The sequence below is a fragment of the Microbacterium sp. Clip185 genome, from assembly GCF_028743715.1.
In the GTDB taxonomy this organism is placed as follows: domain Bacteria; phylum Actinomycetota; class Actinomycetes; order Actinomycetales; family Microbacteriaceae; genus Microbacterium.
In genome coordinates this window covers 924,585-939,554 of record NZ_CP117996.1, presented here as the reverse complement: position 1 = coordinate 939,554, position 14,970 = coordinate 924,585, and the positions used below count along the sequence as shown (strand labels likewise).

At 71.1% G+C, this 14,970-nt stretch carries 14 protein-coding genes; 7 read left to right on the top strand and 7 right to left on the bottom strand.

What is annotated here, in order from left to right; translation table 11 throughout:
- Window positions 1-41 precede the first annotated feature (41 nt).
- The 3 genes from PQV94_RS04420 to mtrA are packed head-to-tail and all read right to left on the bottom strand — an operon-like array spanning window position 42 to window position 4,068.
- Window positions 42-1,706: an LpqB family beta-propeller domain-containing protein gene (locus PQV94_RS04420; protein ID WP_274287586.1), complete on the bottom strand. Its 1,665-nt coding sequence runs from the start codon at window positions 1,704-1,706 to the stop codon at window positions 42-44.
- Window positions 1,703-3,385: an MtrAB system histidine kinase MtrB gene (mtrB, locus tag PQV94_RS04415; RefSeq protein WP_274287585.1), complete on the bottom strand. Its 1,683-nt coding sequence runs from the start codon at window positions 3,383-3,385 to the stop codon at window positions 1,703-1,705. Before mtrB ends, PQV94_RS04420 begins: the two co-directional genes overlap by 4 nt.
- A 2-nt stretch (window positions 3,386-3,387) precedes the next feature.
- Entirely contained in the window at window positions 3,388-4,068 is a 681-nt protein-coding gene (gene mtrA / locus PQV94_RS04410) for an MtrAB system response regulator MtrA (RefSeq protein WP_274287584.1), read from the bottom strand.
- Window positions 4,069-4,217: 149 nt separating this feature from the next.
- On the opposite strand from mtrA, the gene PQV94_RS04405 reads away from it, so the two are divergent.
- The 5 genes from PQV94_RS04405 to PQV94_RS04385 are packed head-to-tail and all read left to right on the top strand — an operon-like array spanning window position 4,218 to window position 9,531.
- Window positions 4,218-5,495 (top strand): glycerophosphoryl diester phosphodiesterase membrane domain-containing protein, encoded by a 1,278-nt coding sequence (locus PQV94_RS04405; RefSeq protein ID WP_274287583.1) that lies wholly within the window; start codon window positions 4,218-4,220, stop codon window positions 5,493-5,495.
- Complete coding sequence (locus tag PQV94_RS04400; RefSeq protein ID WP_274287582.1) at window positions 5,492-6,127, top strand: DUF4129 domain-containing protein; 636 nt, start codon at window positions 5,492-5,494, stop codon at window positions 6,125-6,127. Before PQV94_RS04405 ends, PQV94_RS04400 begins: the two co-directional genes overlap by 4 nt.
- Complete coding sequence (locus tag PQV94_RS04395; protein ID WP_274287581.1) at window positions 6,124-7,266, top strand: DUF4350 domain-containing protein; 1,143 nt, start codon at window positions 6,124-6,126, stop codon at window positions 7,264-7,266. The genes PQV94_RS04400 and PQV94_RS04395 overlap by 4 nt, the downstream gene beginning before the upstream one ends.
- A complete protein-coding gene (locus PQV94_RS04390; protein WP_274287580.1) occupies window positions 7,263-8,222 on the top strand; it encodes an AAA family ATPase in 960 nt (319 codons plus the stop codon). The genes PQV94_RS04395 and PQV94_RS04390 overlap by 4 nt, the downstream gene beginning before the upstream one ends.
- A 1-nt stretch (window position 8,223) precedes the next feature.
- Window positions 8,224-9,531, top strand: a complete 1,308-nt coding sequence (locus PQV94_RS04385) for a DUF58 domain-containing protein (protein ID WP_274287579.1) — start codon at window positions 8,224-8,226, stop codon at window positions 9,529-9,531.
- A 122-nt stretch (window positions 9,532-9,653) separates the two neighbouring features.
- On the opposite strand, the gene katG is transcribed toward PQV94_RS04385, so the two are convergent.
- The 3 genes from katG to PQV94_RS04370 all read right to left on the bottom strand — a co-directional run bounded on the left by katG (window position 9,654) and on the right by PQV94_RS04370 (window position 13,427).
- Entirely contained in the window at window positions 9,654-11,897 is a 2,244-nt protein-coding gene (gene katG / locus PQV94_RS04380; protein ID WP_274287578.1) for a catalase/peroxidase HPI, read from the bottom strand.
- Window positions 11,898-11,917: 20 nt separating this feature from the next.
- A complete protein-coding gene (locus PQV94_RS04375) occupies window positions 11,918-12,349 on the bottom strand; it encodes a Fur family transcriptional regulator (RefSeq protein ID WP_274287577.1) in 432 nt (143 codons plus the stop codon).
- Window positions 12,350-12,431: 82 nt separating this feature from the next.
- A complete protein-coding gene (locus PQV94_RS04370) occupies window positions 12,432-13,427 on the bottom strand; it encodes a stage II sporulation protein M (RefSeq protein ID WP_274287576.1) in 996 nt (331 codons plus the stop codon).
- Between the two features lie 16 nt (window positions 13,428-13,443).
- On the opposite strand from PQV94_RS04370, the gene PQV94_RS04365 reads away from it, so the two are divergent.
- Window positions 13,444-14,268, top strand: coding sequence for an RDD family protein (locus PQV94_RS04365; RefSeq protein ID WP_274287575.1), 825 nt, complete (start codon window positions 13,444-13,446; stop codon window positions 14,266-14,268).
- Here PQV94_RS04365 and PQV94_RS04360 read toward each other — a convergent pair.
- Window positions 14,265-14,474, bottom strand: a complete 210-nt coding sequence (locus tag PQV94_RS04360; RefSeq protein ID WP_137416377.1) for a DUF3499 family protein — start codon at window positions 14,472-14,474, stop codon at window positions 14,265-14,267. The two genes, PQV94_RS04365 and PQV94_RS04360, sit on opposite strands and share 4 nt — an antisense overlap.
- Before the next feature lie 58 nt (window positions 14,475-14,532).
- Between PQV94_RS04360 and PQV94_RS04355 the strand changes: the two genes are divergently transcribed.
- The gene (locus PQV94_RS04355; protein ID WP_274287574.1) at window positions 14,533-14,970 is read left to right on the top strand and encodes a metallopeptidase family protein; all 438 of its coding nucleotides are present in this window, start codon (window positions 14,533-14,535) and stop codon (window positions 14,968-14,970) included.

Genomic DNA, 14,970 nt, shown 5'->3' with positions numbered 1-14,970 from the left:
CGAGCGCGACGCGCCGATGAAGGCCTCCTGGGGAGGATGGTTCAGTCGGCGTCGCCCTGCTGCGTGGCGAGCACCTGGACTCCGGTGGCCGTCTGCACCCAGTTGGACTGGCGGCGAACGAAGAGGGTGCCGTCGGCCGCGAGGATGCGCACCGCCGCGGGCGAGTTCGCGCCGGACAAGGCCACCGCATCCACGGGCGCGTCGACGACCGTGGCTGCTCCCCCGACGACCTGCTGCACGAACACGGGGGCCGCCGCATCCCCCGACACGACGCCGATCGTCGTCGTGTCGAGCCACGCCAACCCACGTGTGGGCGCGTCGAGCGTCGCCAGCGACACGGCAGGTCCGAGGGCACTGGGAACCCCGGCCGAGTCCCGCTCGACGCCGGCGACGACCAGCAGCGATCGACCGCCGGCTGTCAGCACCGCCGCCATCCGACTGCCGTCGCGGGAGATCTGCATCGCGTCGATGCGACTCGCACCCCACGCGGATGGCACCTCGAGCACGGTGCCGTCGGTCCCGGTCGCGCGGACGCGGGACGGATCGGCGGCGGGAACGGTCCAGATCATGCCGAACGGATCGATCGTGGGGGCGAGGACTCCCGCGCGCTCGTCGACGACGCGGCTGACGCCGTCGTCGGTGACCTCCGCCGCCGAGCCGTCCGGAAGCAGGACTGCCGCAACAGTCCGGCCGACGCCGAGCTGCACGGCGGTCGGCTCGGCCTCGATGAGCGCGGAGGACAGTCCGGGCAGCGGCGTGAGCTCCCCCGACAGGAGGTATCCGAACCCGTCCGCGTCGCGCACCAGCGCCCGTGAGTCGACGAGGGTCGACCGTGTCGGGATCCTCGACGCATTCACCCGTGCGCCGTCGACCTGCATCTCGACCGCGGTGACCTGAGCGGTGACCAGGCTCGCGGAGAGCTGGGTCTGCATCCGGTCCAGCGTGACCTGATCCAGTCCGAGCGCCTGCTCGCTCAGCTGCGCCTGGGCGACTCCGTTGGTCAACGGCACCGACGGGACGAGCGTGACGTTGTCGGGGAAGGCGGAGACGACGGATGCGGCCAGCCAGGGCGAGGGCTCGCCGTTCACGACGGCGGCGGCGATGCGCGTCAGCGCGTTCGTGGTGGGGAACCAGCGCACGTCCGGAACCAGGTAGCGCCAGGTGGGGTCGAAGTACATGACGTCGTACGAGCGGAACACGTTGCGGAAGAGGTCTTCGTCGAGCACGATCCCGTCCGGCGCGTGCGTGATGCGCCATTCGCCGTCGGCGTCCTGGGCGAGGGAGAACGGGAGGGGAACGCTCGCTCCCTCATCCGACAGCGTGTAGGTGCCGGCCTCGTCGATCGTCGCCTGCGGGGTGACATCGAGCACGATCTCGTCGTCGATCTCGGCGTAGCTGCGGTCGGCGAGCACATCGACGATGACTCCCGCCTCCGGTTTCCACTGATCGCGGTAGTCCTCCGCGAGGAACTGGCGGGCGACCTGCCAGTTGTCCTGCGGTCCGGATGCGGCGCGCACGAAGCCGTCGACGATCTGTCGCGCCGTCGCGCCGGGCTGCGGGCCGTCCGGCCGGTAGATCACGTCGGGCGCCGTGGAGTCGGAGCCCAGTTGCGGCCCCGGCTGCACCGTCCCCGTGGTCGGAAGACCGGCGCATGCCGTCAGCACGAGCGCCAAGGCGCCCAGCACGGCGATGAGCATCCGTCTCATGATGACTCCTTGCCTCGCAGCGCGCTGTCGACATCGATCGGCTGCGTGAGCCCGAGATCGTCGAGTCCGTCCGCGTCGGGAGCCAGCGACAGCGGCGAGGATGCCGGCTCCGCACCGGGACGACGCGGCAGCGTCAGGACGAAGTTCGTGCCGATACCCGGCGACGACCAGACGCCCAGCGTTCCGCCGTGCAGACGCGTGTCTCCCAGGGCGATGGCGAGCCCGAGCCCGGTGCCGCCTATCGTGCGCTTGCGCGACGGGTCGGCGCGCCAGAACCGGTCGAAGACCCTCTCCTGGTCCTCGGGTCTCATGCCCAGCCCATAGTCGCGGACACCGACCGCGACCGCATCCTGATCGGAATCCACGGTCACGACGATGGGCCGGCCCTCGCCGTGCTCGATCGCATTGCCCAGGAGGTTGCGAACGATCCTGCGCACCCGGCGGGGGTCCATCTCGACGGGAGAGTAGCCGCCCGGCGCGACGAGGCGCACGTCGCTGCCGTGCTGCTCGGCGAGCTGGTGCATCTGGGCGACGACATCCTCGGCGAGGTGCGCGAGGCTCGTGGGCTCGAGCTCGAGCTGCACCGATCCGGCGTCGTAGCGGCTGATCTCCAGAAGGTCGGTCAGCAGCGTCTCGAAGCGCTGCACCTGTGCGTGCAGCAGCTCGGCGGCGCGGGTGCTCACCGGGTCGAAGGCCTCCCGGTGATCGTTGAGCACGTCGGCGGCGAGGCGGATCGTGGTCAGCGGCGTGCGCAGCTCATGGGAGACGTCCGAGACGAAGCGCTGCTGCACGAGCGAGAGCTCCGCCAGCTCCTTGATCTGGGCCTGGATGCTGTCGGCCATCGCGTTGAAGGAACGGCCGAGGGTGGCGATCTCGTCCTCGCCGTGCACGTCCAGCCGCACGTCTAGTCGTCCCGCCGCGAGCTCCGCCGAGGTGTGCGCCGCCTCACCGATCGGCACGGTCACCGACCTCAGGACGAACCACGAGATCCCCGCGATGATCGCGATGAGCGCAAGGCCCACGACCCAGAGGGTCCCCTGCACGAACCCGAGGGTCTGATCGGCCGCGGCCAGGTCGTAGGCGATGTAGAGCTCGTATGCGCCGACGCCTGCGACGTTCAGCTGCTGACCGACCGCGATGCCGGGCACCACACGCCCGGAAGCATCCGTGAGGGCGATCGACTGCCACCACTGCACGTCGGCGTCCGATCGGACCTTGTCGCGCAACGCGTCCGTGATCTGGCCGTCCCAGTTGCCGCCGCCGAGCACGAAGTCCTGCGGCGCGGTCGCCGAGGGGGTCTGATCGACGCGGAACATCGCCACCAGGTCCGAGTCGGACTGACGCCCGAGGCTGGCCATCACGCTGTCGACCACATTGCGCACCTGCGCACTGTCGCCCTGCAGCGCCGAGTCGAGGGTGGCCTGTGCCGCCGTCGTGGCACGGCGCGCATCGCCCAGCACCTGGTCGCGACGGGACTGGAACAGATCGTTCTGGATCGCCAGGGCCATCCACACACAGGCCACGAGGATCGCCAGCGTCGACAGCGCGATCGTGAGCACGAGCGTGCGGAAGCGGAGCGAGCGCTGCCACGAACCCAGCACCCGCGACGGCCACGTGCGCCAGGCGCGCAGCTCGCGCCGCAGCCGCACGGCCGGCCGGGGGGCGGTCGTGGCGGACATCCTCAGCCCACGGCGCCGGCGCGGTATCCGACGCCGCGCACCGTCGTGACGATCTTGGGGTTGTCGGGGTCGAGCTCGACCTTCGCGCGCAACCGCTGGACGTGCACGTTCACGAGTCGCGTGTCCGCCTTGTAGTGATAGCCCCACACCTGCTCCAGGAGCATCTCGCGCGAGAAGACCTGCTGGGGCTTCGAGGCGAGAGCGACGAGCAGCTCGAACTCGAGCGGCGTCAGCGGGATGGGAGTCGATCCCCGGCGCACCTCGTGGGCGGCCACATCCACCGTCAGGTCGCCGATGCGCAGGCTCTCCCCCGCATCCGTCGCGGCCGGACGCAGGCGGGTACGGATGCGGGCGACCAGTTCCTTGGGATTGAAGGGCTTCACGATGTAGTCGTCGGCGCCCGACTCCAGCCCCGCGACGACGTCGGCGGTGTCGGTACGCGCCGTCAGCATGATGATCGGAACGCCGGATTCCGCACGCAGGCGCGTGCAGATCTCGATGCCGTCCATGCCCGGCAGCATCAGATCGAGCAGCACCAGATCGGGCCGCTCGGCGCGGAAGGCATCGACCGCCTGGGCGCCGTCGGCGCAGAACACCGTCTCGAAGCCCTCGGTGTCCAGCACGATCCCGATCATCTCGGCCAGGGCCGTGTCGTCGTCGACCACGAGAATGCGTGATGTCATGAAACGCGTTCTTCCTTTGCGTCCGCTCGGCGGCCGGGTTCCACCGATGCCCCCGTGCGCCCCTTCAGAGTAGTCCACACGGCGGCCGGGGCCCACGAGCGCCCGCCCAGGTGTGTCACGATGAAGACGATGACGACCGCGAGGAGATCATGACGACGGCGCAACCCGGATGGACGCCCGCTCCGCGCGCGGGAATCGTTCCGCTGCATCCGCTCACGTTCGGAACCGTGCTGGGGCGCTCCTTCGTCGCCCTGCGGCAGAACCCGCGCGTGCTGCTGGGGTTCGCACTGGGCATCCAGATGGCGACGTATCTCGTGCTGCTGGTCGCGGTCGGCGGCATCGCCTTCGCCAGCTTCTCGCGGCTGGCCACCGTGCCGGTGTCGAGCCCCGACTACCCCGACCTGTTCGCTGGAGCGACGGCGATCACGGTGATCTCCAGCCTCGTACTCGGCATCGCGAGCTCCGCGCTGACGGTCATCGTCCAGGGCGTGGTCGTGGCAGATGTGGCACACGGCGTCGTGGCGGAGAAGCTGACGGTCGGCGCGCTGTGGCGGCGGATCCGGCCCGCGTTCTGGCGCCTGTTCGGCTACACGCTGCTCGCTTCGGGCGCCGTGCTCGTCGCCGTCGCGATCCTGGCCGCCGCCGCCTTCGCGCTCGGCCTGCTCGCCCTGGCCGCGGGGATCATCGTCGCCATCCTGTTCTTCCTGGCCGCGATCCCCCTCGCCTTCTGGCTGACGACGCGGCTGTACCTCGTCACGCCGATCCTGGTGCTCGAGGATACGGGCGTCTTCGCGGCGATCGCCCGTTCCTGGCGCCTCACCCGCGGCAGGTTCTGGCGCACCCTCGCGACATGGTTCGTCATCCAGACCGGCTTCGGAATCATCACCCAGATCGTCGTGGTGCCGCTGAACTTCTTCAGCGGCATGTTCGTCGGCGTGCTCTCCCCTACGGGCGACCCGAACGTCACCGCGGTCGTTGGCACCGTCGGTGTCAGCCTTGTGGTGCAGATGGTGTCGCTGCTGGTGCAGTCGATCGCGCTCGTCGTGAACGCCACGGCGGCGTGCCTCGTCTACGTGGACGCGCGCATGCGCACCGAGGGCCTCGATCTGGACCTGCAGTCGTACGTCGATCAGCGTCAGATGGGCGCGGGCGTCGCCGATCCCTATCGGTGGCACGTCGGCCGGACGGTTGCGCCGCCCGTCGCGTGGCCGCCGCAACCCGCTCCATGGCCGGGCCCCTCCCCGGCCCCGCAGGCGTACGGCTACGGCCCGCCTCCCGCGTACACGCCGCCCGGGGTCGATACACCCGCACCGACCGCCGCCGATGTGCCGCCTGCCGCGGGTCTGCCCGCGAGCGAGCATCCGCCGGCAGGGCCGCCCGCCGCGACCGACTGGGCCCCGCCGCAGGCGGGCCCGGAACAGCGGTGATCTTCGCCGCGGCCGCGCCGTTGATCCCCGACGGCGACGAGGCCAGACGTCTCGCCGAACGGGAGCTCGCAGACCCGAGCTATCGCGCGGCCGAGCCGACCCCGTTCGACCGCATCGCCCGCGCCATCGGCGACGGCATCGCCAAGCTGTTCACCGGCGACGTGGATGCGGCCTGGGCGCCGCTGGTGGCGATCGGCGCGCTGCTGCTGGTCGTGCTCCTCGTCGTGCTCGCCATCGTCATCTGGGGACGACCGCGCTCCCGAGGCCTGGTCCGCGCCGCCCGGGGGGAGCTTTTCGGCGATGCCGTGACCGCAGGGTCAGGCGAACTGCGGCGCACGGCGGCCTCCCTCGCCGAGCGCGACGACTGGGAGGCGGCGACCGTGGCCGCCGTGCGAGCACTCGCTCGCGGGCTCGAGGAGCAGCAGCGCGTCACTGTGGCACCCGGGGCGACGGTGACGTCCTTCGCGCGATCCGCCGGGGCCGTGTTCCCGGAGGAGGCTGCCTCGCTCATCGAGGTCGCACACGACTTCGATGACGTCCGCTATCTGCGTCGGCCGGGCAGCCGCGACGCCTACGAGCGGGTTCGCGCTCTCGACGATCGGCTCTCCCGCGCCTCGGCGGCGCACCGATGAGCGTTCGACCCCGCCTCGCCCGCGCCCGCACCTGGGCCGTGATCGGCGCCGTCATCGTGGTCGTCGGCATCATCGGCGCGGTCATCTCCGCCAACATGCGCTTCGGTGCATACGACAGATACGACCCGGAGGATCCCGGCCCCGACGGGATGCGCGCACTCGCCCGCATCCTGTCCGATCAGGGCATCGACGTCGTGGTGACGCGCGACGTCGCCGCAGCGGAAGCCGCTCTCCGGGACGGCGGGAGCACCCTCGTGCTGCCCGACTCGCCGCTGCTGTCGGACACGCAGCTGACCTCCTTGGCGACGGCCGCGGACTCGGTGGTCGTGTCGGATCCGCGCGCCCGTTCGATCCGGCTTCTCTTCGACGGCAGGGTCCAGGGATACGGCACCGCCGCTGCCGTGGAACCCGAATGCGATCTGCCCGTGGCACGGCGCGCGGGAGCAGTCAGCGTCGGGGCGACGTTCGCCGCACCGGATGCTGTCGGCTGCTACCCGGTCGATGACGCGTTCGGGCTGCTCTGGGAGCAGCGAGGGGACTCGACCCTCGCCGCCGTGGACGGGTCGGTTCTCTTCACCAACGAGCACCTCGCCTCCGACGGCAATGCGGCTCTGGCGCTCGGCCTGCTGGGCGCGCACGATCGCCTGGTGTGGCTCGTACCGGCTCTCTCGGCCGGTTCCGGTACGTCCGGCGCGACGTTGGGAGAGCTGACCCCGCCGTGGGTGACGCCCGCGATGGTGCTGCTGGGCGCGACGGCTCTGGCCGCGGCGATCTGGCGCGGCCGCAGATTCGGTCCGCTCGTGCGCGAGCGGCTCCCGGTGACGGTGCGCGCCGACGAGACCACGCGCGGTCTCGGCCGGCTCTATGCCCGCGCCGGCGCGCGCGATCATGCTGCGGCGCTCTTGCGAGAGCGCGCCCGCGGGCGCGCGGCCGTCGCACTGTCCGTGCCGCATGGCGCCGACGCCACGGCGATCGCCGATGCCGTCGCTGCCGCCACCGGCATCCCGCCCGCGCGCAGCCGTGCCCTGCTCGGCGACGAGCCTGTCCCCGACGACCGGTCGCTCGCCCGCCTCGCCGCAGACCTCCGCGCCCTCGAGGCGCGATTGACCCCGTCCGGCCCGCGAAAGGAACCGCAATGACCGAGAACTCCGACGACGCTCTGCGGATGGCGATGCACGGCGTGCGCACCGAGATCGGCAAGGCCGTGGTGGGACAGGACGGCGCCGTGACAGGGCTTCTGGTCGCGCTCCTGGCTCGCGGCCACGTGCTGCTGGAGGGTGTGCCCGGCGTCGCGAAGACGCTGCTCGTGCGCGCGTTCAGCCGCGCGCTCGGGCTCGACACGCACCGGGTGCAGTTCACCCCCGACCTCATGCCGGGAGACGTCACCGGATCGCTCATCTACGACGCCCGCTCCGGCGAGTTCGAGTTCCGTGAGGGTCCGGTGTTCACTCAGGTGCTGCTCGCGGACGAGATCAACCGCACACCCCCCAAGACCCAGTCGGCACTGCTGGAGGCCATGGAGGAGCGCCAGGTCTCCGCCGACGGCGTGACCCGTCCACTGCCGACACCGTTCCTCGTGGCGGCGACCCAGAACCCCGTGGAGCACGAGGGCACCTACGATCTGCCCGAAGCGCAGCTCGATCGATTCCTGCTGAAGCTCCGCGTCGACGTGCCCGAGCGCGACGCAGAGGTGCAGGTGCTGCGCCGTCACGCGGACGGGTTCGACCCGCGCGCGCTCGACGCGGTGGTGCCTGCCACGAATGCGGCGGGCATCGCCGCCGCCCAGCGCGCGGCCGCATCCGTCGAGGCCTCCGACGACTTGCTCGGATACATCGTCGATCTGGCGCGGGCGACCCGCGACGCTCCGTCGGTGCAGCTGGGCGCGAGCCCCCGCGCCGCGACCGCGCTGCTGGCCACCGCGAAGGCGTGGGCCTGGCTGGGCGGTTACCCGGCCATCACTCCGGATCACGTGCAGACGATGCTCACCCCGACCTGGCGCCACCGGCTGCGCCTGAACCCCGAAGCGGAGTTCGAGGGCGTCACCGTGGACGGCGTGCTCACCTCGGTCCTCGCCCAGACGAGGGTTCCGATCTGACGTGTTCGTCACCGGCCGTCTTCCGATCGTCGTCGCCGGCGGTCTCCTCCCGTTGGTGCTGCTGTCGGCCGTGGGAGTGCCGCCGTGGGCGGTGTTCGGCGTATGGCTCGCCCTCGTCGTCGCGGCAGTCGCGGTCGACACCGCGCTCGCGCCCAGCCCCGCCGACCTGAGCGTGGCGCGGTCCCTCCCCGCGCGCGCCCGGCGCGGCGAGGTCGCGCTGAGCGAGCTGCGCCTGACGAACCCCGGCAGCCGCACGGTGAGGGGGTGGGTGAGAGACGCCTGGCAACCGACCGCCGGGGCTCCTACGACTCGCGCGCGCGTCGACGTCCCCGCCGGGGGCGCCGTCACGCTCCGCGCGTCGCTCGTTCCGCGTCGGCGCGGTGAGCTCACGAGCGACTTCGTCGTCGTGCGCTCACTCGGCCCTCTCGGCCTCGCCGGTCGGCAGCAGCGCATCGACGCGCGCGGAACGCTGCGTGTTCTGCCTCCGTTCTCGTCGCGCCGCCATCTGCCGTCCCGTCTGGCGCGCCTGCGAGAGCTCGACGGCGAGACGAGCGTCCAGGTGCGCGGGCGCGGCACGGAGTTCGACAGCCTGCGCGAGTACGTCCGTGGCGACGATGTCCGCTCGATCGACTGGCGCGCCACGGCGCGCTCCGGCACGACGATGCTGCGCACGTGGCGGCCGGAGCGCGACCGGCACATCGTCGTGGTGATCGACACGGGGCGCACCGCCGCGACCCGCGTCGACGACGGTGTGAGACTCGATGCCGCGATGGAGGCCACTCTGCTGCTCGGCGCTCTCGCCGCACGCGCCGGGGATCATGTGCACCTGGTGATGATGGATCGCGTCGTGCGGGCGCGCGTGAGCGGCGTCGACGGCGCTGCGCTCGTGCCTGCGCTCGTCGATGCCATGGCACCCGTCGAGGCCCAGCTGATCGACACGGACTGGAGCGAGGTCGCGTCCCTGGTGCGCAGGTTGACGGTGCGCCCCGCCCTCGTGGTGCTGCTCACGGCGCAGGACGACCCCGCCGCGGCGCGCGGCTTCCTGGCGGCCCTTCCCACGCTGACCTCACGGTCCCGAGTGCTCGTCGCCTCCGCATCCACTGTCGGCGACGCCGATGACGAGCCCGCCGTGACCGATGCGGATGCCGCCTACGCATGGGCGGCGACCGAGCACGCGCGTCAGGGCGGCGCGCGCGTCGGGACGGCCATCGCGCGCACGGGCGCCGTCGCCGTGACGACGGATGCGGCATCCCTCCCGCCGCGCGTCGCCGACCACTACCTCGCCCTCAAGCTGCGCGGCCTGCTCTGAGCCCATATGCGACGCAACTCGGGCACGCGGACGTCACCCCCTCGGACAGGCGAACGACCGCGCCGCGCGGAGAACGCGAAACGCCCCTCCGCACCGGGCGGAGGGGCGTTCTGCGTTGCGGGTCAGGCGAGGTCGAAGCGGTCGAGCTCGGTGACCTTCGTCCACGCTGCGACGAAGTCCGTCACGAACTTCTCCGTCGCGTCGTCAGAGGCGTACACCTCGGCGAGCGCGCGCAGCTCGGAGTTCGAGGCGAACACCAGGTCGGCGCGCGTGCCGATGCCGACCAGCTCTCCGGTGGCATCCTTCGTACCCTGGAACGCGTGGGAGCCCGGGTCGAGCGGCTTCCACGTGTTGCCCAGCTCGAGCAGGTTCACGAAGAAGTCGTTCGTGAGCACGCCCACACGATCGGTCAGCACGCCGTAGCGCGAGCCGTCCCAGTTCGCGCCCAGTACGCGCAGACCGCCCACGAGCACCGTCATCTCGGGTGCGCTCAGGGTCAGCAGGTTGGCCTTGTCGACGAGCAGGTACTCGGCGGGAAGCGAAGGGCGCCCCTTGAGGTAGTTGCGGAAGCCGTCGGCGGCGGGCTCGAGGAACGCGAACGAGTGCTCCTCGGTCTGCTCCGCCGTCGCGTCGGTGCGTCCCGGACGGAACGGCACCTCCACGATCACTCCCGCGTCGGCGGCGGCGCGCTCGACACCGGCGTTGCCGGCGAGGACGATCAGATCCGCGAGCGAGACCCGCCGACCCGCCGCCTCGAACTCGGCTTTGACCTCTTCGAGGACAGCGAGCACCTTCTGCAGCTGGGGCGGGTTGTTGACCTCCCAGTCCTTCTGCGGCGCCAGACGGATGCGGGCGCCGTTCACGCCGCCGCGCTTGTCGCTGCCACGGAAGGTCGATGCTGCCGCCCACGTCGTCGAGACCAGCTCCGACACGCTCAGCCCGGACTCGAGGATGCGGGACTTCAGCGCGACCGCGTCAGCCGCATCGATCAGCTCGTGATCGACCGGAGGCACCGGGTCCTGCCAGATGAGGTCCTCTTCGGGCACCTCGGGGCCGAGGTAGCGCACCTTCGGTCCCATGTCGCGGTGCGTCAGCTTGAACCATGCGCGGGCGAAGGCGTCCTGGAACTCCTCGGGGTTCTCGAGGAAGCGCTTGGTGATCTTGCCGTACTCCGGGTCGACGCGCAGGGCGATGTCGCTCGTGAGCATGCGCGGCTCGCGGCGTCCGTCGGAGTGCGCCAGGGGCACCATGTCGCTGCCCGCGCCGTTCGCGGGACGCCACTGCCATGCACCCGCGGGGCTCTTGAACAGCTCCCACTCGTAGGCGTAGAGGATGTGCAGGAACTCGTTGTCCCAACGCGTCGGGTGGTAGGTCCAGGTGACCTCGAGCCCGCTCGTGATGGTGTCGTCACCCTTGCCGGTGCCGTGCGCGTTCTTCCAGCCGAGCCCCTGGTCCTCGAGGCCCGCGGCCTCGGGGTCCTCGGCGACGTTCTCGTCGGATGCCGCGCCGTGGGTCTTTCCGAAGGTGTGGCCGCCGGCGATGAGGGCGACCGTCTCCTCGTCGTTCATCGCCATGCGGGCGAAGGTCTCACGGATGTCGCGCGCCGAGCGCAGCGGGTCGGGCTCGCCGTTGGGGCCCTCGGGGTTGACGTAGATGAGACCCATCTGGACGGCCGCGAGCGGCTTCTCCAGCTCGCGATCACCCGAATAGCGCTCGTCACCGAGCCACGTGGTCTCGGGCCCCCAGTACACGTCATCGTCGGCTTCCCAGACGTCGGCACGTCCACCGGCGAACCCGAAGGTCTTGAACCCCATCGACTCCAGCGCGACGTTGCCGGCAAGGATCATGAGATCCGCCCAGGAGATCGACTGGCCGTACTTCTTCTTGACCGGCCACAGCAGGCGGCGCGCCTTGTCGAGGTTCACGTTGTCCGGCCAGCTGTTCAGCGGCGCGAAACGCTGCTGACCCTGCCCGCCGCCGCCGCGTCCGTCCGTCACGCGGTAGGTGCCGGCACTGTGCCAGGCCATGCGGATCATCAGCGGACCGTAGTGGCCGAAGTCGGCCGGCCACCAGTCCTGCGAGGTCGTAAGGACCTCGAGGATGTCCTGCTTGACGGCGGCGAGGTCGAGCGCTTCGAAGGCGGCCTTGTAGTCGAAGTCCTCACCGAGGGGGTTGCCCACCACAGGGTTCTTCGCCAGCAGACGCAGGTTCAGCTTCTTCGGCCACCACACGCGGTTCGCGGAGCCTGCGGTGGGATGCGGCAGCGCACCGTCCGGCTCGGCGTCGAGCGGCGAGGGGCCGACCGGCAGCCGCGTCTCGTCGGCACCGTCGTGGGGTACAGGGCATCCCGTCGTGATGTCGGACATCTGTTTCCTTTCGTGGGGGATCATTCGCTCTGGGCGGCACATGCCGGACACATGCCCCAGAAGGTCACCTCGGCAGCCTCGACCGAGAAGCCATGCGTCTGCTGAGGGTGCATGCACGGCGCCGCTCCCGCGACGCAGTCCACGTCCTCGACGCGCCCGCAGCCGCGGCACACGAGGTGATGGTGGTTGTCCGCGACGCGCAGCTCGAACAGCCCGGGGTGCCCCGCGGGTTCGATGCGCCGGGCCAGCCCCGCGTCGACGAAATCGCCGAGGGCGTTGTACACCGACTGCATGCTCGTGGCGGGCAGCCGCTCGCGCACGCGCGCGAACACCTCGTCCGCTCGGGCGTGGGGCAACGCGTGCAGCGCGTCGTAGACCCCGCGACGCGTCTGGGTGACACGAAGACCCGCGTGACGCAGGGCGTTCTCTGTCTGTACGGATGCGGGGGCCACTCCCGCATCCTGTCATTTTTTTGATCTATTCAAAAATACGACACGCCCACGGGCAGGTGAACGATCGCTGAACCGGTGCGGGTCAGCCCGCGACGAGCTCGACCTGGCCGATGTCATCCTCGCCCAGATCACCCGTCTCGCCCCGGCGTGCAGCGCGGCGCCCGACGACGAGCATGTAGAAGAGGAAGACGCCGAGCGCCAGGGCGCCGAGCACGAGCTTCACGGGCCACGGCCACGGCTGCGGCGTGACGTAGGCCTCGACGATTCCGGACAGCGCCAGGGCGAGCACCAGGCCGATCGCGACGGTGGCGAGCGAGCGGCCCGCGGCGGCGAGCGACTCACGACGAGACCGGGCGCCGGGGGCGACCCATGCCCAGAACACGTGAAGCCCCGCCGCCGCCGCGACGAACACGCTCGTCAGCTCCAGCAGACCGTGGGGAAGGATGTAGGCGAAGAACACGTCGAGCCGGTCGAAGGAGCCCATGACGGCGGCGGCCGTACCGAGACCGACCGCGTTCTGCATCACGACCGAGACCGGCCAGATGCCGGTGATGCCGAACAGGACGCACTGCGCGGCGATCCAGGCGTTGTTGGTCCACACGGTGCCGGCGAACACCGCCGCCGGGTTGTCGGAGTAGTAGGCGACGAACTCGTCGTTCGCATACGAGGAGAGCTGCGCCTCGGAGCCGAGGGTCGCCACGAGGGCGGGATCCGACGAGATCCACAACGCCACCAGCGCCGCCGCGAGGATGAATGCGCCCGCGACGGCCAGCGTGGTCCAGCGAACGCGGTACAGCGCTGCGGGCAACTGGTCGAGGAAGAACTGAGGGATGCGGCGGAGCAGGTTTCCGTCGCCCGCGGTCAGCCGCAGGCGGGCACGGGCGAGCACCAGCGAGAGGTGATCGGCCTGAGGGCTGCGCCCCGCGGCGGTCTTGAGCTCGGCCAGATCGGCGGACGCCGCCCGGTAGCGCATCACGAGCTCATCCGCCTCGGGACCGCTCAGACGTCGACGGCCGGCCAGCTCGTCGAGACGCTCCCACTCGGACCTGTGGGCGGCGGTGAGCGCGTCGAGGTCCATGTGTTTCACTGTAGCCATGTCCTCCGCCGTGACGCTGGTCGAGATCGGCCAAGACGAGATCCTCACCGGCGAGGCCGTCGCGCTCGATGTCCAGCCGGCGGGGTTCTTCCTGCGACTTGCGGGAGCGGCGATCGACATGGTCGTGACCGTGGCCGCCGCCCTCGTCGTGCTCCTGGCGCTCGGGCTGACGGGCGCCCTCTCCGCGGCGTCGGGGCTGGGCACCATCCTCTCGATCCTGCTGGCGGTACTGCTGCTGGTCATCGCCCCCACCACGATCGAGACCGCCACGCGCGGCCGCAGCCTCGGCAAGCTGATCGTCGGCGCGCGCATCGTCCGCGCCGACGGCGGCGCGGCGGGCTTCCGGCAGGCCCTGATCCGCTCGCTCGTCGGGGTGCTGGAGATCTGGTTCACTCTGGGTGCGGTGGCGGCCCTCACCGGGATGTTCACGCCGCGCGCACAGCGGCTGGGCGACCTCATGGCCGGCACGTTCAGTCAGCGCACGCGCACCGGCCGTCTCCCCTCCTTCGAACCGCAGGTCCCGGCTCCCCTCGTCGAGTGGGCCCGTATCGCGGACGTCGCACCGTTGCCCGCACCCGTCGCGCGGCGGCTCGCCCGGTTCGTCCGGCAGGCGGAGCAACTGCAGCCGGCGGCGAGACGGATGCTGGCGGCGCAACTGGCCGCGGAGGCGGCCGCCTCGGTCTCCCCCGTTCCATCCGCGGACCCCGAGCTGTTCGTCCGGGCCGTGGCTGCATTGCGCTTCCAACGCGAGCTGTCTGCCATTCGCGCACGCGACGCACGCGCGGCGACGCTGCTGCCCGCCCCCGGAACTGGCCGGGTCTAGGAGGCGCGGAGCGTCTCGTGACGCACGACCAGCCAGCCCTTCGGAACCGAGAGTCGCTCGGTGTGCACCTGGCACAGGTCGTGCGCGTGGGGGTCTCCCGCCCGGCCCAGCGGACCCACCGCTGCCATCTGGTCGGCGTAGTCGTAGGTGAGCGTCGCCACCGCTTCACGCGCGCACGCGACCTTGGAGCACTGACGTTCCTGCACGGTGCGACCCTAACCCGCAGTCGGGGCGCGGTTCGCGCGCCGCGCCTAGGATGGTCAGATGATCCGCCGCCGGTCGCGCCCCGCACCCGCAGCCCCGCGTCCTGAACGCCACGGGCGTCACGGCAGGCAGGGTCGCAGCGCCGTGGTGCGCCCACCGCTGCCGCCCCTGGAGACGCGCGTCGACCGGTTCGATCTCGCTGTCGGTTCCGTCGCGGAGTTCCTCCGGGGCGCCTGGCCCGAGTTGCGCGAGGTGCGCTTCGAGATGGCCGACATGCCCCCGGCCGCGGATGCCGACGGCATCCCCCGCTGGAGCGTGCTTGCCGACGAGAAGCGGATCGTGCTGTACCGGCTGCCCATCGAACGCCTCGCACACCTGCACCGCAACGACGACGCCCATCGGCGCATGATGATCGAGAGCTGCGTCTTCCGGGCGGCCGCCGAGTTCCTCGGACGCGACCCGTGGGACCTGGGCCCCGATCGCTTCCGCTTCCTCTGA